Genomic DNA, 22,289 nt, shown 5'->3' with positions numbered 1-22,289 from the left:
TCACTGGCCTCCGCCGCTCGGTATGTGCATGGTGAACTCGTCGTGCCCCGGCCAGTACAGGCGGATCCCGGCTTCCTGGACCTCGGCCCGGGCCAGCACCGGCTCCAGGTCGCGCCCCGGCGCGGCGGCCAGGGCCTCGGCCGCGGTGGCGTACGGGGCGAGCTGACGCAGGGTCGCGATGGTCGGCGGGAGCATCAGCAGCTCGCCGTCGTCGTACCCGCGGGCCGCCTCGGACGGACGGATCCACACCGTCCGGTCGGCCTCCGTGGAGGCGTTGCGCGTGCGCTGGCCCTCGGGCAGGGCGGCGACGAAGAACCAGGTGTCGTAGCGGCGCGGCTCGAACTCGGGGGTGATCCACCGCGTCCAGGCGCCCAGCAGGTCGGAGCGGAGGACGAGGCCCCGGCGGTCCAGGAACTGGGCGAAGGACGTCTCACGGGCGACCAGGGCGGCGCGGTCGGCCTCCCAGTCGGCGCCGGTGGTGTCGCCGACCACGGTGTCCGGGGTGGGCCCGGCGAGGAGGACGCCGGCCTCCTCGTACGTCTCCCGCACGGCCGCGCAGACGATCGCCTGCGCCTCGGCCGTACCGTCCACGCCGAGCCTGTCGGCCCACCACGCGCGCGTGGGGCCCGCCCAGCGGACGTGGTGCTCGTCGTCACGGGGGTCGACACCGCCGCCCGGGTACGCGTACGCACCCCCGGCGAAGGCCATGGAGGTGCGCCGCCGCAGCATGTGGACGGCGGGACCGTCACCGGTGTCCCGCAGCAGCATCACGGTGGCCGCGCGCCTGGCCGCCACCGGAGCGAGACGTCCGTCCGCCAGCGCACGGATCAGTTCCGGCCACTCAGCCGGGCACCACTGCCCATTCCCCATGCCCGGAGGCTATCCCGCAACAACCAGATGTTCGAGACCGACCAGTAGGAACGCCATGCCCGACAAGGGGCGCGAGGAACTGCGCATCTTTGGGGGTTCGGGGGGGAGAGCCCCGGGGACGGGAAGGGGAGGGGCGGCGGGGGCGAGAACCCTCCCGGGCCACCCCGCCCCACCCCCAACCCCTACTCCCCCGCCACCTCCACCTGGATCTCCACCTCGACCGGCGCGTCCAGTGGCAACACGGCAACTCCCACCGCACTCCGCGCATGCACGCCCTTGTCCCCCAACACCTCGACGAGCAGCTCACTCGCCCCGTTGACAACTCCCGGCTGCCCCGTGAAGTCGCTCGCCGACGCCACGAACCCGACGACCTTCACCACCCGCGCGACCCGGTCGAGGTCACCGACGACCGACTTGACCGCCGCGAGCGCGTTCAGCGCACACGTCCGCGCCAGCCCCGCCGCCTCCTCGGCCGTGACCTCCGCCCCCACCTTCCCGGTGACCGGCAGCTTCCCGTCCACCAGCGGCAGCTGCCCCGCCGTGAACACGTACGCCCCCGACCGCACCGCCGGCTGGTACGCGGCCAGCGGCGGCACGACCTCCGGCAGGGTCAGCCCCAGCTCCGCGAGCCGGTCCTCGACCGCGCTCACGCCTGCTTCTCCCGCTTCAGGTAGGCCACGAGCTGCTCGGCGTTCGGGCCGGGCACGACCTGGACGAGCTCCCAGCCGTCCTCGCCCCAGGTGTCCAGGATCTGCTTCGTGGCGTGGACGAGCAGCGGCACGGTTGCGTATTCCCACTTGGTCATGGGGCCGACTGTATCCCCCGTTGTCCACAGCCTCCCGCGTAGCCCGAGCGCGGACTGGTTAGGCTCGAATACGTGAGCAGGCTCCAGGTCGTCAGCGGCAAGGGCGGTACCGGTAAGACCACGGTCGCCGCAGCACTCGCGCTCGCCCTCGCGACCGAGGGAAAGCGCACGCTTCTGGTGGAGGTGGAAGGCAGACAGGGCATCGCACAGCTCTTCGAGACGCAGGCGCTGCCGTACGAGGAACGCAAGATCGCCGTCGCCCCCGGGGGTGGCGAGGTGTTCGCACTGGCGATCGACCCCGAGCTGGCCCTGCTGGACTACCTCCAGATGTTCTACAAGCTCGGCGGCGCGGGCCGCGCCCTGAAGAAGCTCGGCGCGATCGACTTCGCCACCACGATCGCGCCCGGTCTGCGGGACGTCCTGCTGACCGGCAAGGCGTGCGAGGCGGTGCGCCGCAAGGACAAGCACGGCCGCTTCACGTACGACTACGTCGTCATGGACGCGCCCCCCACCGGCCGCATCACGCGCTTCCTCAACGTCAACGACGAGGTGGCCGGCCTGGCCAAGATCGGTCCCATACACAATCAGGCGCAGGCGGTGATGCGGGTCCTGAAGTCCCGCGAGACGGCCGTCCACCTGGTGACACTGCTGGAGGAGATGCCCGTCCAGGAGACCGCGGACGGCATCGCGGAGCTGCGCGGTGCCCGGCTGCCGGTGGGGCGGATCATCGTCAACATGGTGCGTCCGGCCGTACTGGACGAGGCGGCCCTGGAGCTCGCGGGCGCCGCACCGCGCACCGCGCTCGCCAAGTCCCTCTCGGGCGCGGGCCTCGGCGGCGCACGGCGCGGCGGGCTGGCCGAGCGCCTGGTGGACCCGCTCCTTCAGCAGGCCGAGGAGTACGCCGAGCGGTACGCGCTGGAGCACGACCAGCGCGCCCAGCTGACCGAACTCGGCCTGCCGCTGCACGAACTCCCGCTGCTCGCCGAGGGAATGGACCTGGCGGGCCTGTACCACCTGGCCAAGGAACTGCGTCAGCAAGGGATCTCATGAGTCCGGACCCGGCCTCCACGCACCCCCAGACCACCCGCACCCGGGACGCCGAGAAGGACCCCACGCGCGCGCACGCCGGACAGGACCGCGCCGCCCGTGCCGCCGCCTCCGCCCACGACCTCGCGGCGGCCCGCTCCCTCGACCCCGCCCGTGTCCTGGACATCGACCCCCTCCTGGACGACCCCGGGACCCGCATCGTGGTGTGCTGCGGCTCCGGCGGCGTCGGCAAGACGACGACGGCGGCCGCCCTCGGCCTGCGCGCCGCCGAACGCGGCCGCAAGGTGGTCGTACTGACAATCGACCCGGCTCGCCGGCTCGCGCAGTCCATGGGCATCGACGCGCTGGACAACACCCCGCGCCGGGTGAAGGGCGTCGAGGACGCCGCGGGCGGCGAACTGCACGCCATGATGCTCGACATGAAGCGCACGTTCGACGAGATCGTCGAGGCGCACGCGGACCGGGAGCGGGCGGCGGCCATCCTGGGCAACCCCTTCTACCAGTCCCTCTCGGCGGGCTTCGCGGGCACGCAGGAGTACATGGCGATGGAGAAGCTGGGGCAGCTCCGCTCGCGCGACGAGTGGGACCTCATCGTCGTCGACACCCCGCCCTCGCGCTCGGCGCTGGACTTCCTGGACGCGCCCAAGCGGCTCGGGTCCTTCCTGGACGGCAAGCTCATCCGCGTCCTGCTGGCGCCCGCGAAGGTCGGCGGCCGGGCGGGGATGAAGTTCCTGAACGTCGGGATGTCGATGATGACGGGGGCGCTGGGCAAGCTGCTCGGCGGCCAACTGCTGCACGACGTACAGACGTTCGTGGCGGCGATGGACACGATGTTCGGCGGGTTCCGCACCCGCGCGGACGCCACGTACAAACTGCTCCAGGCGCCCGGCACGGCGTTCCTGGTGGTGGCGGCGCCGGAGCGGGACGCGCTGCGCGAGGCCGCGTACTTCGTGGAGCGCCTGGCCGCGGAGCGGATGCCGCTGGCCGGCCTGGTCCTCAACCGGGTGCACGGCAGCGGGGCCGCCCAGCTGTCGGCCGAGCGGGCGCTGGCCGCCGCGGAAAATCTTGAGGACGCCCGCATTGTGGATCAGCGGGACGGGAAGGAAAGTCCTCGTAACTCTCCCGAAACACACGGCAGTTCAAAAAGCACGGGCAGTTCGGACGACCCGGCCGCCGCTTCCGACGAGGGCTCCCCCGCCGGCGGCGAGGACGGCGGCGCGTTGGATCACCTGACGGCGGGTCTGCTCCGGCTGCACGCCGAGCGCATGCGGCTGCTCTCCCGCGAGCAGCGCACCCGCGACCGCTTCCTCGCGCTCCACCCCGAGGTGGCCGTGGCCGAGGTGGCAGCGCTCCCCGGTGACGTGCACGACCTCACCGGCCTGCGCGAGATCGGCGACCGCCTCGCGGCCGACGCGGAACCGAGCTGACGTACGACGTGAGCTGACGTACGACGTGAGCTGACGTACGAAGCGAGGTGACGTACGAAGCGAGGTGACGTACGAAGCGAGACAGCACACGGCACGAAGCCGGCTCAGCTCACCGCGGCGTAGTCCGAGTACGTCTCGTCCTCGTCGAGGGTGAGCAGGCCCACCCCGCGCTCGTACTCCGTGCGCGCGGTCTCCAGCAGCCGGCGCCAGGACGTGACGGTCGGCCGCCGGCGCAGCAGCGCGCGGCGCTCCCGCTCCGTCATGCCTCCCCACACGCCGAATTCAACGCGGTTGTCGAGCGCGTCGGCCAGGCACTCCGTGCGCACCGGACATCCCGTGCACACCGCCTTGGCCCTGTTCTGCGCTGCTCCTTGAACGAACAGTTCATCCGGATCGGTAGTGCGGCAGGCCGCCTGCGCACTCCAGTCGGTTACCCAGCCCATACCGGCGCCGTCCTCTCCCGAATCGAGGCTCCCCCACGGCGACGGCGGCATATTCACCGCCGCCAGTTGAGGACGTTACGGAAGGTGGGCACAGCGCAACACCCCCAGCGGGCCCAATCTTGAATGGTCCGAACGGACTATGGGGAAGCGGCAGATCACCCGGGGGAGTGAGCTGACGACATACGTGACTTTCCCGGCGAATCAGGTCAGGGGGGTCGTGCCACAACGGACGCCGGATGACACACGAGGCGGATTCGGACACGCATCCCACAAAAAAGTGGCTGACCGCCGGAACGATTCGGGGTCGCCGGCCGTACTTGATACGTGGGCCTGTCGCTGTGACAGCAGTGAGCAGCTTAGGCCAACGCCTGTCCGTGTGTCCGGCGATTTGGGAAGGTAGGCCTTTGGTCCCGTCCGGCCCCTCCGGCCCTTTTCCGCTCTCGTTCCGCTCCCGGCGTCGTCGACCGACCGCCCCGTATGTCACGATCCAGCACTCGAACATTCCGATGAGCGCCCGCTCCCGCGGAACGCTCATCACTTCGGATTAGGCTGCTTCCATGCCAAAAAAGCGCTCGGGCGGGGGCACCTCCCCCACGCAGCAGGCCGCCAAGTTCCTCGGCGTGAGTGTGCTCGCGGGGGCGGTGATGGCCGGCATCGCGCTGCCCGCGGCCGGTGCGCTGGGGCTGGCCGCCAAGGGCTCGGTCCAGAGCTTCGACGACCTGCCGGCCAACCTCAAGAGCCCGCAGCTGAGCCAGCGCACCACGATCCTGGACAGCGACGGCGGCCAGATCGCCACGGTCTACTCCCGCGACCGCACCGTCGTGGACCTCAAGGCCGTCTCGCCGTACATGCAGAAGGCGATCGTCGCGATCGAGGACTCGCGCTTCTACCAGCACGGCGCGGTCGACCTCAAGGGCGTGCTGCGCGCGCTCAACAAGAACGCGCAGAGCGGCGGGGTCTCCGAGGGCGCCTCCACGCTCACCCAGCAGCTCGTGAAGAACTACTTCATCGAGGAGGCCGGCAACGACCCGACGAAGGTCGCCCAGGCCACGCAGCAGACGCTGGGCCGCAAGATCCGTGAGCTGAAGTACGCGATCCAGCTCGAGGAGAAGCTCGGCAAGAAGAAGATCCTCGAGAACTATCTGAACATCACGTTCTTCGGCCAGCAGGCGTACGGCGTCGAGGCCGCCTCCCAGCGCTACTTCTCCAAGCACGCCAAGGACCTCAACCTCCAGGAGTCGGCCCTCCTGGCCGGCATCGTCCAGTCGCCCTCGAGCTTCGACCCGACGAACCACCCGGAGCAGGCCAAGAAGCGGCGCAACACCGTCCTCATGCGCATGGCCCAGGTCCACGACATCTCCCGGGCCGAGGCCGACAAGGCCGAGAAGACGCCCCTCGGGCTGAAGGTGAGCCGCCCGAAGAACGGCTGCATCACGGCCGTCAAGGGCGCCGGCTTCTTCTGCGACTACGTGCGCGAGGTCTTCCTCAACGACGAGACGTTCGGCAAGACCCGCGCGGCCCGCGCCAAGGTGTGGAACCGCGGCGGTCTCACGATCCGTACGACGCTCGACCCGAAGGCGCAGGAGTCGGCCCAGGCGTCGATCAAGGACCACGTCAACAAGAGCGACAGCGTGGCCACGGCGGCGACGATCGTCGAGCCCGGCACCGGCAAGATCCTCGCCATGGGCCAGTCCCGCCCGTACGGCTTCCAGAAGCACGAGACGCAGATCAACCTCTCGGTCAACCAGAACATGGGCGGCGGCGCCGGCTACCAGCCCGGTTCGACGTTCAAGCCGATCGTGGCGGCCGCCGCGCTCGAGGGCGGCAAGTCGGCCACGCAGACCTACTCCTCGCCGTACGAGATGGAGTACCCGAGCCCGGTCTCGGTGTGCGACGGCAAGAAGTGGGTCAACTCCGACGGCACCAAGCTGACGAACGAGAACGAGTCGGAGCACGGCCCGTACGGCATGAAGGAGGCGACCGCCAAGTCGGTCAACACCTACTACGTGCAGCTCATCTCCGACATCGGCATCTGCCCGGTGACGGAGATGGCCAAGAAGATGGGCGTGCAGCGCGCCGACGGTGACAAGATCACCCAGGCGCCGTCGATCGCCCTGGGCACGCAGGAGATGTCGCCGCTGACGATGGCGAGCGCGTACGCCACCTTCGCCTCCCGGGGCACGTACTGCACGCCCATCGCGATCGAGGCGATCACCCAGAAGATCGGCGACGAGAAGAAGTCGCTCCCGGTGCCGAAGACGAAGTGCTCGCGCGCGATGTCCGAGAAGACCGCGGACACCGTGAACACGCTCCTCAAGGGCGTGGTCGAGGACGGCACGGGTACGCAGGCCGGCCTCGGCGACCGTCCCAGCGCGGGCAAGACCGGTACGACGGACTACCGCTACGCTGCCTGGTTCGTCGGCTACACGCCGAACATGGCGGGCGCGGTCTGGGTCGGCGACCCGGCGCACAAGCGGCGGATGGTCGACATCTCCATCGGCGGCCAGTGGCACGCCAAGGTGTTCGGTGGTGAGGTGCCCGGCCCGATCTGGCGCGACATGATGTCCGGCGCGCTGGAGGGCAAGGAGGCCCCCGACTTCCACCTGGTGAACATCCCCGACGGCAAGCGGGACAAGGGCGACGACAACAACAAGGGCCGCGACAAGGGCCGGGGCGACGGCGACAACGGGGACAACGACCCCCTGGGCGGCCTGCTCGGCGGCTTCACCAACGGCGGGTTCACCAACGGTGGCGGGGCGAACGGCGGCAACGGCAACGGCGGGGCGGCGGGCGGCGCGACCGTCGGTACGAACGCGGGTACGAGCAGCCCCGACCCCGATCCGACGTTCTCCCTGCCGGAGGGCTGGTTCCAGGGCCAGGACGGCGGCGGAAACGGCAACATCCAGGGGAACGGGAACGGGAACGGCGGGCAGACGGGGTAGGGCGCCGGGCCGCTCCGACCGGTCCGACGCGTACGGGAACGGGGGTGCCCCTTCGGATGGAGGGCACCCCCGTTGTCGTGTCGTATGCGGCAAGAACCTGACGTCGGGCTTCGCGGAGAAGAGAACCTGCCGTCAGGCGTCGCGGAGAACCCCCGTCAGCCCGCGGCCAGGACCTGCTTGACGAGCGCGGCGACGCGACCGCCCTCCGCCTGGCCGGCCACCTTGGGGTTCACGATCTTCATGACCTGGCCCATGGCCCGCGGCCCCTCGGCCCCGGCCGCCCGTGCCTCCTCGACGGCCTGGACGACGATCCCCCGCAGCTCCTCGTCGGAGAGCTGCTTGGGCAGGTAGACGGCGAGCAGCTCGCCCTCGGCCCGCTCCCGCTCGGCCTGCTCCGCACGCCCGCCCTGCGCGAACGCCTCGGCGGCCTCGCGGCGCTTCTTCGCCTCACGGGTGATCACCTTGGTGACCTCGTCGTCGGAGAGCTCGCGCTTCTCCGTGCCGGCGACCTCCTCCTTGGTGATCGCGGTGAGGGTCAGCCGGAGCGTGGAGGAGCGGAGCTCGTCACGCTCCTTGATCGCGGCGTTGAGGTCTGCCTGCAGCTTCGACTTGAGCGTGGTCATGACTCGATTGTCTCAGGTACGGGGAGAAGACCGCCCGCGATTTCCGACGCGGGCGGCGAGGGCGCACCGGGGCAGGAGCCGGGACGCACGGGCGCGGGAGCCGGGATCCACCGACCAGGAGCCGGGACGCACCGACGCGGGACGGAAGTTGTCCACAGGCCGCACGGACCACCCCCCGCCGTCTGACACGATGGACGTATGCGCGCGCGATACGGAGTACCCCTGGGAATCACGGCGGTTGGCGCCGCCGGACTGCTCTACTCGGCCGGGTTCGAGGCCCGCTCCTTCCGACTGCGACGGGTCACGGTGCCCGTCCTCCCGGAGGGGATGCGCCCGCTGCGCGTACTGCAGGTCTCCGACATCCACATGGTGGGCGGGCAGCGCAAGAAGCAGCGCTGGCTGCGTTCGCTGGCGGGCCTGCGCCCCGACTTCGTGATCAACACGGGCGACAACCTCTCGGACCCGGAGGCCGTCCCCGAGGTACTGGATGCCCTGGGCCCGCTGATGGAGTTCCCGGGGGCGTACGTCTTCGGCTCGAACGACTACTACGGCCCGGTGCCGCGCAACCCCGCCCGCTATCTGCTGGAGAAGACCAGCGGCCGCCACGGCCTCAACGGCAACGCACCCGCCGTACGCGTGATCCACAACCCGTGGGAGGACCTGCGCGACGGCTTCGACGCGGCGGGCTGGCTCAACCTGACGAACACACGCGGCACGCTGAAGCTGGACGGCGGGCTGTCGCTGGAGCTGACGGGCCTGGACGACCCGCACATCAAGCGGGACCGCTACGCACACGTGGCGGGCGGCCCGTCGGACGGCGCCGACTTCTCGATGGCGGTGGTGCACGCGCCGTACCTGCGGGTACTGGACGCGTTCACGGCGGACGCCTACCCGCTGATGCTGGCCGGCCACACGCACGGCGGCCAGCTGTGCATCCCGTTCTACGGTGCCCTGGTCACCAACTGCGACCTGGACACGGACCGCGTCAAGGGCCTGTCGACGCACACGGCCGAGGGCCACACCTCGTACCTGCACGTCTCGGCGGGCTGCGGCGCCAACCGCTACACCCCGTTCCGCTTCGCCTGCCCCCCGGAGGCAACGCTGCTGACACTGACGGCGAAGCGGTAGAGGAGCACGGGGCGGACGCCAAGCCGCCTTACGCTCTCGTAGAGGTTCGGAAACCCGAACAGCCCACCCGAATCGCCCCGCCCCACCCCTCTCCCTAGCGTGAGGGCATGCTCACCCCCATACCCCGGGACATGCCGGGTCTGCCGGCGCTCCCGGGCGTCCCCGGCCCCCTGTCGGCCGCCGTTCCGGCAGCGGCGGTGGTGGCGCCCGTACGCCGCCGCGCGACGGCCGTCCTCCGCCTCCTGATCGCCGCCGCGGCGGCGACCGGAGTGACGATCGACCTGCTCCACGGCAGCCCGCTCCGGGTCCTGACCTGCTTCACGGTCCAGAGCGGGGCGCTCGTGACGGTCGTCTTCACGCTCACCGCCCGCCGCGCGTGGACGGCCCGCCGCCCCCTCCCGCCCGCGCTGACCGGCGCCACCCTGCTGTACGCGGCGACGGCGGCCCTGACCTACCACCTGCTGCTCGCGGACACGGCACCACCGTTCGCGATCACGGACACCCCGGCCGACGCGACCGGCTGGCCGGCCCTGGCCAACCAGCTCCTGCACACGGCGGTCCCGCTGGCGGCAGCGCTGGACTGGCTCCTGCTGACCCCACCGAACCGCCTGCGCCCCCGCCACGCCACGGCCTGGCTGCTCTACCCGCTGGCCTACCTGGCCCTGCTCCTCACCCGAGGCGCCCTCCTCGCCCCCGGCACACCGGACCGCTACCTCTACCCGTTCCTCGACGTCGCGGCCCACGGCTACCAGCACGTCCTGGCCAACGCGCTCCTGCTGGGCCTCACCGTCTACGCCGCGGCGATCCTCCTGGTCGCCCTGGACCACATCCGCCCGGCCCCCCTCCGCCGCCCCCGAAAAACCGGATTTCGTCTCCGGCCACCGGTGGGCTAAAGTAAACGACGTCGCCGCGACAGCAGCGACACCGGGGTGTAGCGCAGCTTGGCAGCGCGCTTCGTTCGGGACGAAGAGGTCGTGGGTTCAAATCCCGCCACCCCGACAGCCAAAACAGCAGGTGAGGCACCTACCGCTTTCGGTGGGCGCCTCACCTGTCTCCGTTTGTTTGTCTGCAATGAGCTCCTGTCGTTCAAGCCGACCTGGGGGAGTGCGTGCGAAACGACCGACACGACGAACCGCTCTCCGCCGGGGAACTGGAACTGTTCCTCCAGTACCTCCATCGCTTCGCCAACCACGACATCGATCTCTTAGTGCTCATGGAAGTGGGCGACCCCGACCGCCCGTGTTATATGAGCCTGTCCCGGACTCCAGCGCCCGGGGTCGATCCTGCCGCCCACCGTCGTCCCTAGCTCAGCCAGTTGGCGTCGCCCGTCATCGGCGGATCGACTGCCTCGTGCTGTGTTCGTCTGCGCTTGAGGGAAGCGAGCCAGTCGGTCAGCGCAGCGAAGTCGGCGTTCTTGAGGCCCTTGGCCGGGTCGACGCGGTGGAGCAAGGACGGTGTCGGGTGAGTGGCGTCGACCCACAGGCGGTCCATGGCGCCGATTTCGTCGTCGACCCAGATGAACGGTCGGCCATCGGCCCACTCGACGAGGTGGCGGGTCTTCCAGTGCAGGCCGCGCGGGCCCTCTTGAGTGCGGAGGGTCGGCCATTCCACCACGGGCAGTCTCGGCAGTCCGAGCCACGGGGAGATGACCTCGTTTGCCTCCTCCCCCCAGGTCGTGGCCCATACGAGGCGGCATCCGAGGGTCGTGAGACGCGTTCCGAGTTCAGGGTCGAGCCGAGTCAGCAGGGGGTTCCCGCGATCATCGTACTTCGGGGCGCCGGCGGCAGTCGTCCGTGGATGTCCGGAGGGGGACCCAAAGGGAATCAGTGGACCGTCGACGTCAAGGAAAAGGAGGGGACACCCCGTCGTGTGTGGCACGGCAACACGATAGGTCGGCCCCGACGTCGGAGGAGATCGGCCAGGTTCCGCATGACGCGAGGGCATGGTGCCGGTCTGTGTTCGGTCACCTGCCGTACGTCCGCTTCCAGCGGCCCCGGTGGCGTGAGTCTCCTTGTCCCTTCCCGTTCACCTCGCTCAGGGTCAGGAGCGAGGTGCCGTTGTTCCACAGTCCGAAGTGGTCCCGGTGCACGGCGAGGATGCCGTGTTGCAGGGCGAACTTCTCCGAGGGGCCACTGAACCGGGTGGTAGTGACGAATACCGCGAGGTCTGCTCCGAAGTGGACCCTGGCACCCAGCAGGTCGCGCAGTTCCCTGCTCGCGATCGTGCTGCTCGGTGCGTACCGCTTGCACTGGATCACGACGCTTCTGCCGTCCGGGAGACTGCCGACGACGTCCGCGCCATTGTCGTTCGCGCCGCCCACCCGTCGAACATCGGTGCATCCGTCCCGGCGGCACAGACTCGCGACCAGTTCCTCGAACTCCGTCCCCGTCATTCCATCCACCTCGGCAAGAGTCCGACGGCCGGCATTCACCGCCTCCTCCCTTCGCCACGCCCGGTCCCGGCCGCGTACCAGTCGATCCGTACGCCACAGCCACCAGAGCGCCGTTCCAAGTCCGCCGAGAAGCAACGCACTCACGAGGTACAGCCACACGGCCGACCAGTACACCGCCAGGAAAACAAGCAGCAGGCCGCACCCGGCGGCCGCCGTCTTCATCAGCGCGGCCCGCCGTCTGCGGGCAGCAGTACGCCGTTTGCGCCCAGCCACGATCGCGCCCCCCTCACATCCGTCCTCGGCAGTCTGGGCATCCCGGCACGGCGCCGGAAGGGCGCGAGTCGGCCATGTCCTGATGTCCGCGGTGCCCGGAGCCGCGGTGCTCCGGTCAGTCGGTGATGTCGACGCCGTAGTCGCGGGCCAGGGTGGCCAGGGCGTGGTCGTAGCCCTGGCCGACGGCGCGTAGTCGCCAGGCGTCGTCACGGCGGTAGAGCTCGGCGAGGATCATGGTGCGCTCGGTGGTGGCGGCGTCCAGGGTGGCGCGGGCGGTCGGGGCCTCGCCGACACCGCAGGTGACGGTGATTTCGACGGCGCCGACGTCGCCGAAGGTCGCGGTGCCGTCGATCGCGGCGGCGACGGCGATCCTGCTGACCTCCGAGGGCAGCCGTGCCAGGTCGACGGTGACCGACTGCTCCGTCGGACCGTCCGCGGCGAACCGTACGGTGCCGTCCGGGTGTTCGGGCGCGTTGTAGAAGACGAAGTCCTCGTCCCCCGCCACCTGTTCGTGGGCGTCGAGGGCGAAGGCGACGACGTCCACGTCGCAGGCGGCGTGCTGGCCCCAGGTGGCGGCCACCGTCCAGGCCGCACCGTGGCCGGGGAGACCGGGAAGATCTGGCAGATCCATGACGGCGCCCCGGACCAGTACCCGTGCCGTGTCCGGTCGGTCCTCGGTCCCCTCCCGCGCCGGTGCGGGCGTGGGCGCGCGGAGCCAGTCGGCGTCGTGCACGCGCAGGCCGAGCGAGGCGATGCGGCCGAGGCGCCGGTCCGATTCGCCGCCGGGCAGCACCACGACGTCCGTCACCCTGGCCGAGAGGTTGACCGCGGCCGAGGCGCCGAGGCCGGCGACCCGGGTACGTGCCGCCGCGGCCTCCTCGTGCGTGCCGCCCAGGACCAGTACCCGGCGCCCGACCAGCGGGCGGTCCGGGTCAGCAGCGGGTGTCATCGGCGCGGTGGTTGTCGTCGGCGCGGTGGGTGTCGTAGTGCGTTGTGCCGGAATGTTCGGGGCGGAAGTACCCGACGTCAACTCTTCCGCACCGCCCTGCCCCGCCGTGCCCTTGGCCCGGCCCGGCCGCACGTCCGCCAGCAGGCGCAGGTAGGTGGGCTCGTCCACGAGGCGGACGCCCTCGGCCTCGGCGCGGCGGAGCTTGGCCGAGCCGGCGCCGGGATCGTTGGTGACGACGACGCTGGTGTGCCGGCTGACCGAGGTCATCATGTTCAGTCCGGCCGCCACCGAGCGGGCGACCAGTTCCTCGCGGGAGACCTCGGTCTCCCCGGTGACGGCCACCTTCATTCCCTGCACCAGCGGACCGTCCGCTCCCAACGGCCCCGGATTGCGGTAGGCGCAGGGGGTCTTCGGCACGTAGGGCCTGTAGTCCTGGCGGGGCGGACAGGCCAGGAGCGGCAACGGCAGCCCCAGCCGTTCGGCGGCGCCGAGCGAGCCGCGAAGGACACCGGTGAGCACCCGTACGTCGTCCCGGGCGTCGTGCGCGTGCCTCTGCTCCACTCCGTAGTGCGCGGCGAGCGTTCCCAGCTTGAAGTCGGGCGTCCCGGGTCCGACCAGGCGGTTGAGGGCCAGGGTGCACAGGCGTCTGCCGACCGGGGCCCAGGAGCGGGCGCGGGCGAACTCGTGGGCCAGGAAGTCGTAGTCGAACTGCGCGTTGTGGGCGACGAGGACGCGGCCGTCGAGCAGCTCCCCCACCCGCGGGGCCACCTCCTCGAAGGTGGGCGCACCCGCCAGACGGGCGGGGGTGAGGCCGTGGATGTGGACCGGACCGGGGTCGCAGCCCGGGTTGAGGAGGGTGGAGAACTCTCCCGTCCGCCGGCCCTGTCCGTCGAGCGTGACGACGGCGAGGGACAGGACGCGGTCCCGGCCTGGCCTCAGTCCGGAGGTCTCCACGTCCACCAGTGCCCAGTCGTGGACGTAGTCGTCCAGGGTGGGCCAGTGCGGAACGGACGAGGTCACGGCCATGCTCGGGCTCCCCTTCCCGGGTCCGGCAGGCGGTGGCGTCGCGTCCGCCCGCCGTGACGATGGACGGTGAGCGATTCTGGCACGAACCGGGCACGGCCGGACACGGTTCGTGGTGGAAACGGTCGCGCGGGGCCGCTCCCGACCCCGCCCCGCTTCCGTCCCTCGCCCCCGCCCGCTTCCGTCCCTCGCCCCCGTCCGCTTCCGTCCCTCACCCCTCGCCCCCACCCCTCACCCCGCGACCGACGCCTCGATCCTCCGGGCGAGGGCGATGAACGTCTCGATCTCCGTCGGTGTCAGGTTCTGCACCGACGCCTCTTCCAGCGTGTGCCACATCGCGGTGATCGGGGCCTCCAGGGCGCGGCCCTCGGGGGTGAGGTGGACGATCATGGCGCGGCGGTCGTGAGGGGCCGGCTCGCGGGTGAGGAGGCCGGCCTCCTGCATGCGGCGGAGGGACTTGGAGACCGTGGAGTGGTCCAGGCCGACGCTTTCGAGGAGTTCGGACTGGGTCTGGCCGTCGCGGTCGAAGAGCTGCATGAGCAGCAGTTCCTGGCCGGGGTGCAGGTTCATCCCCCGGAGCAGGGCCGCGGCCCTGCTCCGGTGGGTCCGGCCGAGCTCGAAGACGGCGTAGCTCAGTCGGCCCTGACGGACCGCGCCCGGGGCCTCCCCGGTGGGTGCCTCCTGGGTGGGGGCCTCCCCGGTGGGCGGTGCGGGGTCGGTCATCGTGCCTCCTCAAGCCGAGACGGTGGGAACAGCGGACAGGGCCGGGTAGTCCGTGTAGCCCGTCGCGTCGCCGCCGTAGAACGTCGCCGGGTCGGGGGTGTTCAGCGGTGCTCCGGAGCGTACCCGTTCGGGCAGGTCGGGGTTGGCGAGGGCCAGGGCGCCCACGGTCACCACGTCCGCGCGGCCGGCGGCGACGTCCGCGGCGCGGGTCGGCAGGTCGGCGCCCGCGCGGTTGAGGAGCAGGGCGGTAGGCCACAACTCCCGCAGGCGATCGAGCAGTTCCTCGTCGCCGCCGTGGATCAGGTGCAGGTACGCCAGGTTCAGCGGGGCCAGCGCGCGGACGAGCGCCGGGTACAGCGCGGCCGTGTCCGCCTCCGTGATGTCGTTGTACGGGTTGCCCGGCGAGAGCCGGATGCCGGTGCGGTCGGCGCCGATCTCCTCGGCCACCGCCGTGGCGACCTCCACCGCGAAGCGGATGCGGCCCTCGACCGAGCCGCCGTAGCGGTCGGTGCGGTGGTTGGTGTTGGTCGCCAGGAACTGCTGGATCAGATAGCCGTTGGCGCCGTGGATCTCGACCCCGTCGGCTCCGGCGGCGATCGCGTTCGCCGCGGCCCGGCGGAAGTCGTCCACCGTCGCGGACACCTCGTCGGCCGACAGTTCCCTCGGCTCGGGCATCTCCTGCGGGCCCGTCGCCGTGAACATCGCGCCCGCGGGGCGGACCGCGGACGGGGCCACCGGCCGGCGGCCGTGCGGGGTGTTGTCGGGGTGGGCGATCCGTCCGGTGTGCATGAGCTGGACGACGATCCGGCCGCCCGCCGCGTGCACGGCGTCCGTCACCTTGCGCCAGCCGGCGACCTGTTCCTCGCTGTGCAGGCCGGGCGTCAGCAGATAGCCCTGCCCGTCGGCGGAGGGCTGCGTGCCCTCCGTGATGACGAGGGCGTGCGAGGCGCGCTGGGCGTAGTACTCGGCGTTCAGTTCGGTCGGGACGCCTTCGGGGGTGGAGCGGTCCCGGGTCATCGGGGCCATCGCCAACCGGTGCGGCAGGGTCAGGGCGCCGACGGTGGTCGGGGTCCACAGGGTGTGCAGGGGTGTTGCCTCGGACATGGGGGTTCCTCCTCCGGAGATGAAGAGATGAACAGTCAGGCGACCGTCAGGACCAACTTGCCGCGGCCGTGACCGGCGTCGACGATCCGGTGCGCCTCGGCCGCCCGGTCCAGCGGCAGGCTGGTGCCGACCGTCGTGACCAGCGTGCCGTCGGCCGCCTGCCGGGCCAGTTCCGCCAGCCGTGCGGCCGACCGGCGCTGCGGGCCCGACTCGAAGTGGACGCCCAGCTCCGCCGCGCGGAAGTCGGCGGTCGTGACGACGCGTGCGGTGCCGCCGAGCAGGGTGATGGAGTCCTCCAGGGCGCCCTTGCCCGCGAGGTCGAACACGGCGTCCACGCCCTCGGGCGCCAGCGCGCGCACGCGGTCCAGCAAACCCTCCCCGTACGTCGTCGCCGTCGCGCCCAGGCCGGTCAGATACTCCTGGTTGGCCGGGCCCGCCGTGCCGATGACGCGGGCACCGCGCGCGGTGGCGAGCTGCACGGCCAGCGTGCCCATCGCGCCCGCCGCGCCGTGCATCAGTACGGTCTCGCCCTCCTTGACGCCGAGGACGTCGAGGACCCGCTCGGCGCCGTCGCTCGCGACCGGCAGTGTGACCGCGTGCTCCCAGTCGAGGCCGGCCGGCTTCGGCGCGAGGTGGTCGGGGGTGGCCAGGGCGTACTCGGCGTAGGAGCCGGTGTCGGACCAGCCGAGCACCTCGTCCCCGACTGCCAGGCCCTCGACGCCCTCGCCGAGCGCGTCGACCACGCCGGCGATCTCGCCGCCGGGGATGGCGGGCAGGGTCGTCGGGAAGATGGCCTCCATGCCGCCGGAGCGGATCTTGCCGTCCACCGGGTTGACGCCGATCGCCCGGATCCGCACGCGGACCTGGCCGGCGCCCGGCTCGGGGGTCGGGACCTCCGTCTCGTGCAGGACCTCGGTGCCGCCGAACCGGTCGAAAGTGATGGCCTTCATGGCTGTTCCTCGCTCGCTTGTGTCAGTGGTGCGTCCGGTGTCGGCCACCCGTTTATGTGGCCGACCACTTAAAAGTAGCACCGATTAGGTGGCTAGCCAAGTAATTAATTGCGATGCGCCCCGACCAGGGGTGCGCGTACGCTCCACGGCCCATGGGCCACGTGGAAGCAGCGCATCTGGAGTACTACCTCCCCGACGGGCGCATCCTGTTCGGAGACGTCTCCTTCAAGGTCGCCGAGGGTTCCGTCGTCGCCCTCGTGGGGGCGAACGGCGCCGGGAAGACCACGCTGCAGCGGCTGATCGCCGGTGAGCTGAAGCCGCACGGCGGCACGGTCACCGTCAGCGGCGGGCTCGGGGTGATGCCGCAGTTCATCGGCACCGTCACGGACGACATGTCCGTGCGGGACCTGCTGCTCGCGGTGTCGCAGCAGCGCGTGCGCGAGGCCGCGGCCGCCGTGGACGCGTCGGAGCTGCGGCTCATGGAGCGGGACGACGAGGCCGCGCAGCTCGGCTACGCGCAGGCGCTGAGCGACTGGGGCGAGGCGGGCGGCTACGAGGCCGAGGTGCTGTGGGACCGGTGCACCAGCGCCGCGCTCGGCGTCCCCTACGAGCGGGCGCGGTGGCGCGAGGTGCGCACGCTGTCGGGCGGCGAGCAGAAGCGGCTGTGCCTGGAGGTGCTGCTGCGCGGCCCCGACCAGGTGCTCCTGCTCGACGAGCCGGACAACTTCCTCGACGTGCCGGGCAAACGGTGGCTGGAGGAGAAGCTCCGGGAGACCGCCAAAACCGTGCTGTTCGTCAGCCACGACCGGGAGCTGCTGGCACGCTCGGCGGAGAAGATCGTCAGCGTGGAGCCGGCGCCCGGCGGCAGTGACGTCTGGGTGCACGGCGAGGGCTTCGCCACGTACCACGAGGCGCGCGAGCGGCGGTTCGAACGGTTCGACGAGCTGCGCAGGCGCTGGGACGAGAAGCACGCGCAGCTCAAGCAGCTGGTGCTCGACCTGCGGCAGTACGCCGCGCGCAGCGACGTCATGGCCTCCCGCTACCAGGCGGCGCAGACCCGGCTGCGGAAGTTCGAGGAGGCGGGGCCGCCGCCGCAGCCGCCGCGACCGCAGAAGATCACGATGCGGCTGGGTGGCGGCCGTACGGGCGTACGGGCCCTGACCTGCCGCCAACTGCTGCTGACCGGGCTGATGAAACCGTTCGACCTGGAGGTCTTCTACGGCGAGCGGGTGGCCGTGCTCGGCTCCAACGGCTCCGGCAAGTCGCACTTCCTGCGGCTGCTGGCGGGGGAGCGCGTGGAGCACTCCGGGGAGTGGACGCTGGGCGCGCGCGTCGTGCCGGGGCACTTCGCGCAGACGCACGCCCATCCGGAGCTCGTCGGCCGCACGCTGCTCGACATCCTCTGGAAGGAACACGCGCTGGACCGGGGCGGGGCGATGTCCGCGCTGCGGCGGTACGAGCTGAGCGCGCAGGGCGAGCAGCCGTTCGACCGGCTGTCCGGGGGCCAGCAGGCGCGGTTCCAGATCCTGCTGCTCGAACTCCGCGGCACGACCGCGCTGTTCCTCGACGAGCCGACGGACAACCTCGACCTGGAGAGCGCGGAGGCGCTCCAGGCGGGGCTCAGCGCCTACGAGGGCACGGTACTCGCGGTCACCCACGACCGCTGGTTCGCGAAGAGCTTCGACCGCTACCTGCTGTTCGCCGCGGACGGACACGTACGGGAAACACGGGAGCCGGTGTGGGACGAGGGGAGGGTGGCGCGACGGCGGTAGCCACGCCGTCGCACGCGCGGGCCCGCGGCGGTGGGCGCCGTTGGGCGAGCGGGTGCCGGGTGGAGGGGGACGCGCTCACCCTGCTGCGCCCCGCCGGCCCCCGCTCTGTTCGACAGACCGACTATGCGGCGGTCAGTATCCGGTACATCGCCTGGCCGTCCGCCCGTGCCTCCTCGTCGTCCAGCGCCCTCCAGGCCTTGTGGTCGACGTCCCGCAGCGGCTGCGCCGTCCGCAGCTTCCTGCGGTCGCCCTTCGTCAACTGGCGCTTGAGAGCGAGGGGATCCGCCGGCAGGGAGAGAAGGAACGCCAGGTCCCGGTAGTGCTTCTCCTTCGGTGCGGTGGGAATGCCCAGCGCGGCCGCCTTGCCGACGATCGCGCCCAGCAGGCTGGGGCGGTGGATCGTCCCCGTGCGCTCACCGAGTCGCACGGGGACGCCTTCGCTGCGCTGCACGGCCTGTCGCCCACCAGGAACTTCCCGTGTCGTGCCGGGAGGTGTCGTGGTCAGGTCGGCCCGTTGGCCGAGGTTGTCCGGGGCGAGCAGATCGACGACGAGTGTGCCCCCGTCCTCGTGCCGCCTGTATCTGTGCGCCTTGCCCTCCGGAGACACACCACTGGACGCGAAACCCAGGTCCTCCAATGCGGTCACGAGGGCTCGCAGACTGTGCTGGTCGGAGATCACGTCGGCCAGCACGTCGAGGTCGAGGCTGGCGGCCGGTGGGTTCCTGCCGTGTTCCAGCCCGTGCAGGAGGACCATTTGGCCACCGATGAGGGTCCACGCCTCGGGGACCTTCTCGGACAGGTCCAGAAGGGTTCCCCAAAGGCCCACCAGCGGTCCGGTCAGCAGATCCGACTCGATGCGGACGAATGCCTCGTTCACGCCGCACGCCTCCCCTTCGCCGCGTTCGCCGTCAGTAGTGGCCGGAGGACGCCCGCCGCCGCTGCGACGGCTCGGTCCTCTCTTGTATCGAGCAGGTCAGCCGCGACCACGGGCGCCGGAGCGTCCCTGCCCTCCCTCTCGTCCCACTCGGCCGAGACGAGGAACGTCCAGGCAGTGGCCGACGGCACGCGGACGACGAGGTTTCCACCGTGCGCGTCGAGAACCAGGCCGAAGCCGGCCTCGAGCTTCCCGACCCGGTCGGGATGCACGTAGATCTCGGCACGTCCCGGAGCGACGTAGTCGGCGCCCACCCGAGGGGCGGCGCTGACCCCGGTACGCACCACGTCCGGATCGGCGAGCAACGTGGGGAGCAGGCCACGGTGGGCCCGGTAGCGCCGCACTTCCGCACGCGCCGCGAGCAGCTTCCGCAGGCGTTCCGCCGGCAGCTCCTCGCAGTCGGCGAGATCCCGTATGCGGGCCACCAGACGGGAACGCTCCGGGTCCGACAATGCGGGAGCCCGGCTCCCGGAAAGCAGGGCAAGGATTCCCCAGGCGTTCCGCTCCGACAGCGGGCGCCCCGGTGTGTGCGCGGATGCGTTGCGCTCGCGGACGGCTTCGGCCTCCACGATCCACCGGCTGCCGATCATCGCACCACGCAAACGCCCCTCGCGCAGCAGTTGGCGGACACGCGAATCGACCAGCCCCAGGGACTCCGCGGCCTGCTTCACGGATACGTAGTCCGGCTCGGCCACCTCGCACCTCCTTGCGGGTACCCTCCCGCGATCGAGAGGGAACACGCAACCATTCTCCGCGACCCGCGTCCTTGCGTCAAACCTCCCGGAGCCGGGAGATTTGACGCATGAATGTGATCGATCCCCGTCCGCCGGGCGCCGGCCCGGGACGGCGGAGGCGCCTCGGCTGCCGGCGCCGGAAGACCCGCTGCGCCTGGAGAGTGCGTGCGCGTCATCCTCGGGCTGGTGCAGGCATCTCTGCCGCCCGCCTCCCCCGCCACCTCAACACCCGTTCCGCGTGGTGTTCCTCGTGGTGGTCGATGCGGCGGGCCGTGAGGAGGTGGCGGAGGGTGATGATGCCCTCGGCCTCGGGGCGGCCGTCCGGGCCGGGGGTGACCACCAGGAGGCGGGTGACCTCGTGGTGGGCCATGCGGTTGGCCAGGGTGCGGAGGGTCTCGTCGGGGTGGGCCGTGACCGGGGGCGTCGCCAGGGAGGCGAGCGGCGTGCGGTCGGTGGGGTCCGCGTGGATCAGGCGGCCTCGGGTGACCACGCCCGCGAGCGCGCCCTCCGCGTCCAGCACCGGGTACAGCCGCTGGGCGAGCAGGCCCTCGGGGTCGCCCGCGTCGTGCGCCGTGCGCAGCAGGGCGGTGATCTCACCGGCGGGACGGTCGGCGCGGAACGTCACCGCCGCCGGGGTCTCCAGCTGCCGTACGAGGTGGGTCTCCAGGGGGTCGACGGAGTACTCCCGGGTGAGGTGCAGGCCGCGCCGGGCCAGCTTCTCGGTGAGGACCGAGCGCTTGAGCAGCGTCACCGAGAGCAGGTACGCGGTCGACGCCGTGATGACCATGGGGATCAGGGCGTTGATCTCGTGGGTCAGCTCCAGGCAGAAGACGATGCCCGTGAGCGGCGAGCGCATCACGCCGCCCAGGACTCCGGCCAGTGACACCAGCGCCCAGAAACCCGGGCCCACGTGCGGGAAGACCAGTGCCTCCGCCGCGCCCAGCGCGCCGCCGACCATGAACATCGGGGCGAGCACGCCCCCGGACGTGCCCGAGCCGAGGGACAGTCCCCAGATCAGCGTCTTGACCACCAGGACGCCGACGACAAGACCGACCGTCGCGTGCCCGGTCAGCAGCGCGTCGATGACGTCGTAGCCGACCCCGAGCGTGCGCGGCTCGACCAGACCACCCAGGCCGATGATCAGACCGCCGAGCGCGGGCCACCACATCCAGTGCACGCGCAGCCGGGTGAACCGGGAAAAGCAGTCCTCGGAGAAGTAGACGAGGGCCGTCGCGCCGAGCGCGAGGAGCCCGGCGGCGGCGCCGGCGACCAGGCACAGGCCGTAGTCGGGAAGCGCGAGGTGCGCCGGCACGTGGGCGCCGCCGAACAGCGGATCGGTGCCGAGCAGCGGACCCCGCACCAGCGTGGCGGTCACCGCGGCGACCGCCACCGGCAGGTACGAGCGCGGCCGCCACTCGAAGAGCAGCAGCTCGACGGCGAGCAGGATCGAGGCGAGCGGCGCGTTGAACGTCGCCGCCATGCCCGCCGCGGAACCGGCCACCAGCAGCGCCTTGCGCTCGTCCGTCGTGACCCGCAGCAGCTGCGCCATGAGCGAGCCCACCGCGCCGCCGGTCATGATGATCGGCCCCTCCGCGCCGAACGGCCCGCCCGTGCCGATGGATATGGCGGCCGACGCCGGCTTGAGGACGGCGACCCGCGGCTGCACCCGGCTGCCGCCGACCAGGATCGACTCGATCGCCTCGGGCATGCCGTGGCCGCGGATCTTCTCGGAGCCGTAGCGGGCCATCAGCCCGATGACCAGGCCGCCGACGACCGGCATGACCACCAGCAGCCACCGGTGCGTGGCGTCGGCGGGCACGGCGGAGCCGAAGCCGAACCGCCAGCGGAAGCCGAGATTGGTGATGAGCGCGATCAGCTTCAGCAGCCCGGCGGCCACCAGCGCGGCCACCGCGCCGACGGGCACGGCCAGCGCGGTGATCGCCAGCACCCGCGGCGGCACATGGAAGTCGCCGAGGACCGGGATGGAGGGAACGGCGAGGTGGGGCGGATGACCGTGGGGGCGGGGGGCCTCCACGGGGGTGGCGGCCGGCTCCGGGGCCAGGGACGCGGACATGACGAACTCCGTGGATCGAGGGTGGGGACGGGCACGGAACATCCCGACCGCCGCGGGCCGCACTGCCCGCGGGGAG

At 71.5% G+C, this 22,289-nt stretch carries 20 protein-coding genes and 1 tRNA gene; 7 read left to right on the top strand and 14 right to left on the bottom strand.

Annotation, left to right across the window (positions count from 1 at the left end):
* The 3 genes from OIE12_RS17870 to OIE12_RS17860 all read right to left on the bottom strand — a co-directional run bounded on the left by OIE12_RS17870 (position 1) and on the right by OIE12_RS17860 (position 1,675).
* The gene (locus OIE12_RS17870; protein ID WP_329136528.1) at positions 1-870 is read right to left on the bottom strand and encodes an NUDIX hydrolase; all 870 of its coding nucleotides are present in this window, start codon (positions 868-870) and stop codon (positions 1-3) included.
* Between the two features lie 182 nt (positions 871-1,052).
* Positions 1,053-1,520 (bottom strand): RidA family protein, encoded by a 468-nt coding sequence (locus OIE12_RS17865; RefSeq protein ID WP_329136527.1) that lies wholly within the window; start codon positions 1,518-1,520, stop codon positions 1,053-1,055.
* Entirely contained in the window at positions 1,517-1,675 is a 159-nt protein-coding gene (locus OIE12_RS17860) for a DUF4177 domain-containing protein (protein WP_071828754.1), read from the bottom strand. The genes OIE12_RS17865 and OIE12_RS17860 overlap by 4 nt, the downstream gene beginning before the upstream one ends.
* A 72-nt stretch (positions 1,676-1,747) precedes the next feature.
* Here OIE12_RS17860 and OIE12_RS17855 point away from each other — a divergent pair, with 72 nt between their 5' ends.
* Positions 1,748-2,725: an ArsA family ATPase gene (locus OIE12_RS17855; protein WP_329136523.1), complete on the top strand. Its 978-nt coding sequence runs from the start codon at positions 1,748-1,750 to the stop codon at positions 2,723-2,725.
* The gene (locus tag OIE12_RS17850; RefSeq protein WP_329136522.1) at positions 2,722-4,149 is read left to right on the top strand and encodes an ArsA family ATPase; all 1,428 of its coding nucleotides are present in this window, start codon (positions 2,722-2,724) and stop codon (positions 4,147-4,149) included. Before OIE12_RS17855 ends, OIE12_RS17850 begins: the two co-directional genes overlap by 4 nt.
* Positions 4,150-4,253: 104 nt before the next feature.
* Here OIE12_RS17850 and OIE12_RS17845 read toward each other — a convergent pair whose 3' ends face one another.
* Positions 4,254-4,592 (bottom strand): WhiB family transcriptional regulator, encoded by a 339-nt coding sequence (locus OIE12_RS17845; RefSeq protein WP_030378659.1) that lies wholly within the window; start codon positions 4,590-4,592, stop codon positions 4,254-4,256.
* A 557-nt stretch (positions 4,593-5,149) separates the two neighbouring features.
* Here OIE12_RS17845 and OIE12_RS17840 point away from each other — a divergent pair.
* Positions 5,150-7,534 (top strand): transglycosylase domain-containing protein, encoded by a 2,385-nt coding sequence (locus OIE12_RS17840; RefSeq protein ID WP_329136519.1) that lies wholly within the window; start codon positions 5,150-5,152, stop codon positions 7,532-7,534.
* A gap of 155 nt (positions 7,535-7,689) precedes the next feature.
* Here OIE12_RS17840 and OIE12_RS17835 read toward each other — a convergent pair whose 3' ends face one another.
* Complete coding sequence (locus OIE12_RS17835; RefSeq protein WP_329136517.1) at positions 7,690-8,157, bottom strand: GatB/YqeY domain-containing protein; 468 nt, start codon at positions 8,155-8,157, stop codon at positions 7,690-7,692.
* A 198-nt stretch (positions 8,158-8,355) separates the two neighbouring features.
* On the opposite strand from OIE12_RS17835, the gene OIE12_RS17830 reads away from it, so the two are divergent.
* The 3 genes from OIE12_RS17830 (at position 8,356) to OIE12_RS17820 (ending at position 10,284) form a co-directional block, all read left to right on the top strand.
* Positions 8,356-9,285 (top strand): metallophosphoesterase, encoded by a 930-nt coding sequence (locus OIE12_RS17830; protein ID WP_329136515.1) that lies wholly within the window; start codon positions 8,356-8,358, stop codon positions 9,283-9,285.
* Positions 9,286-9,392: 107 nt separating this feature from the next.
* Positions 9,393-10,178 carry a Pr6Pr family membrane protein gene (locus tag OIE12_RS17825; protein WP_329136514.1) on the top strand — a complete coding sequence of 262 codons (786 nt, stop codon included), beginning with the start codon at positions 9,393-9,395 and terminating at the stop codon, positions 10,176-10,178.
* Between the two features lie 32 nt (positions 10,179-10,210).
* Positions 10,211-10,284: transfer RNA gene (locus tag OIE12_RS17820), tRNA-Pro, on the top strand.
* 303 nt (positions 10,285-10,587) lie between these two features.
* Here OIE12_RS17820 and OIE12_RS17815 read toward each other — a convergent pair.
* The 6 genes from OIE12_RS17815 to OIE12_RS17790 all read right to left on the bottom strand — a co-directional run bounded on the left by OIE12_RS17815 (position 10,588) and on the right by OIE12_RS17790 (position 16,699).
* Entirely contained in the window at positions 10,588-11,163 is a 576-nt protein-coding gene (locus tag OIE12_RS17815; RefSeq protein ID WP_329136512.1) for an HAD domain-containing protein, read from the bottom strand.
* Between the two features lie 85 nt (positions 11,164-11,248).
* Positions 11,249-11,899 (bottom strand): restriction endonuclease, encoded by a 651-nt coding sequence (locus tag OIE12_RS17810; protein ID WP_329136509.1) that lies wholly within the window; start codon positions 11,897-11,899, stop codon positions 11,249-11,251.
* A gap of 166 nt (positions 11,900-12,065) precedes the next feature.
* Positions 12,066-13,925, bottom strand: coding sequence for a TerD family protein (locus tag OIE12_RS17805; RefSeq protein ID WP_329136508.1), 1,860 nt, complete (start codon positions 13,923-13,925; stop codon positions 12,066-12,068).
* A gap of 228 nt (positions 13,926-14,153) precedes the next feature.
* Entirely contained in the window at positions 14,154-14,645 is a 492-nt protein-coding gene (locus OIE12_RS17800) for a MarR family winged helix-turn-helix transcriptional regulator (RefSeq protein ID WP_329136506.1), read from the bottom strand.
* A gap of 9 nt (positions 14,646-14,654) precedes the next feature.
* Positions 14,655-15,749, bottom strand: coding sequence for an alkene reductase (locus OIE12_RS17795; RefSeq protein WP_329136504.1), 1,095 nt, complete (start codon positions 15,747-15,749; stop codon positions 14,655-14,657).
* 35 nt (positions 15,750-15,784) lie between these two features.
* A complete protein-coding gene (locus OIE12_RS17790; protein WP_329136502.1) occupies positions 15,785-16,699 on the bottom strand; it encodes an NADP-dependent oxidoreductase in 915 nt (304 codons plus the stop codon).
* 152 nt (positions 16,700-16,851) lie between these two features.
* Between OIE12_RS17790 and OIE12_RS17785 the strand changes: the two genes are divergently transcribed.
* A complete protein-coding gene (locus OIE12_RS17785; RefSeq protein ID WP_329136501.1) occupies positions 16,852-18,471 on the top strand; it encodes an ATP-binding cassette domain-containing protein in 1,620 nt (539 codons plus the stop codon).
* Between the two features lie 121 nt (positions 18,472-18,592).
* Here the strand turns inward: OIE12_RS17785 and OIE12_RS17780 are convergent, their stop codons facing one another.
* From OIE12_RS17780 to OIE12_RS17770, 3 genes are all read right to left on the bottom strand, one after another.
* On the bottom strand, positions 18,593-19,348 hold the full coding sequence (locus OIE12_RS17780) for a hypothetical protein (protein WP_329136499.1): 756 nt from the start codon (positions 19,346-19,348) through the stop codon (positions 18,593-18,595).
* The gene (locus OIE12_RS17775) at positions 19,345-20,100 is read right to left on the bottom strand and encodes an excisionase family DNA-binding protein (RefSeq protein WP_329136497.1); all 756 of its coding nucleotides are present in this window, start codon (positions 20,098-20,100) and stop codon (positions 19,345-19,347) included. Before OIE12_RS17775 ends, OIE12_RS17780 begins: the two co-directional genes overlap by 4 nt.
* A gap of 211 nt (positions 20,101-20,311) precedes the next feature.
* On the bottom strand, positions 20,312-22,213 hold the full coding sequence (locus tag OIE12_RS17770) for a chloride channel protein (protein WP_329136495.1): 1,902 nt from the start codon (positions 22,211-22,213) through the stop codon (positions 20,312-20,314).
* Positions 22,214-22,289: the final 76 nt, after the last annotated feature.

The organism is Streptomyces sp. NBC_00670 (assembly GCF_036226765.1).
In the GTDB taxonomy this organism is placed as follows: Bacteria; Actinomycetota; Actinomycetes; order Streptomycetales; family Streptomycetaceae; genus Streptomyces.
The sequence above is the reverse complement of the archived record's forward strand: the minus strand, read 5'-3'. Positions and strand labels throughout refer to the sequence as shown.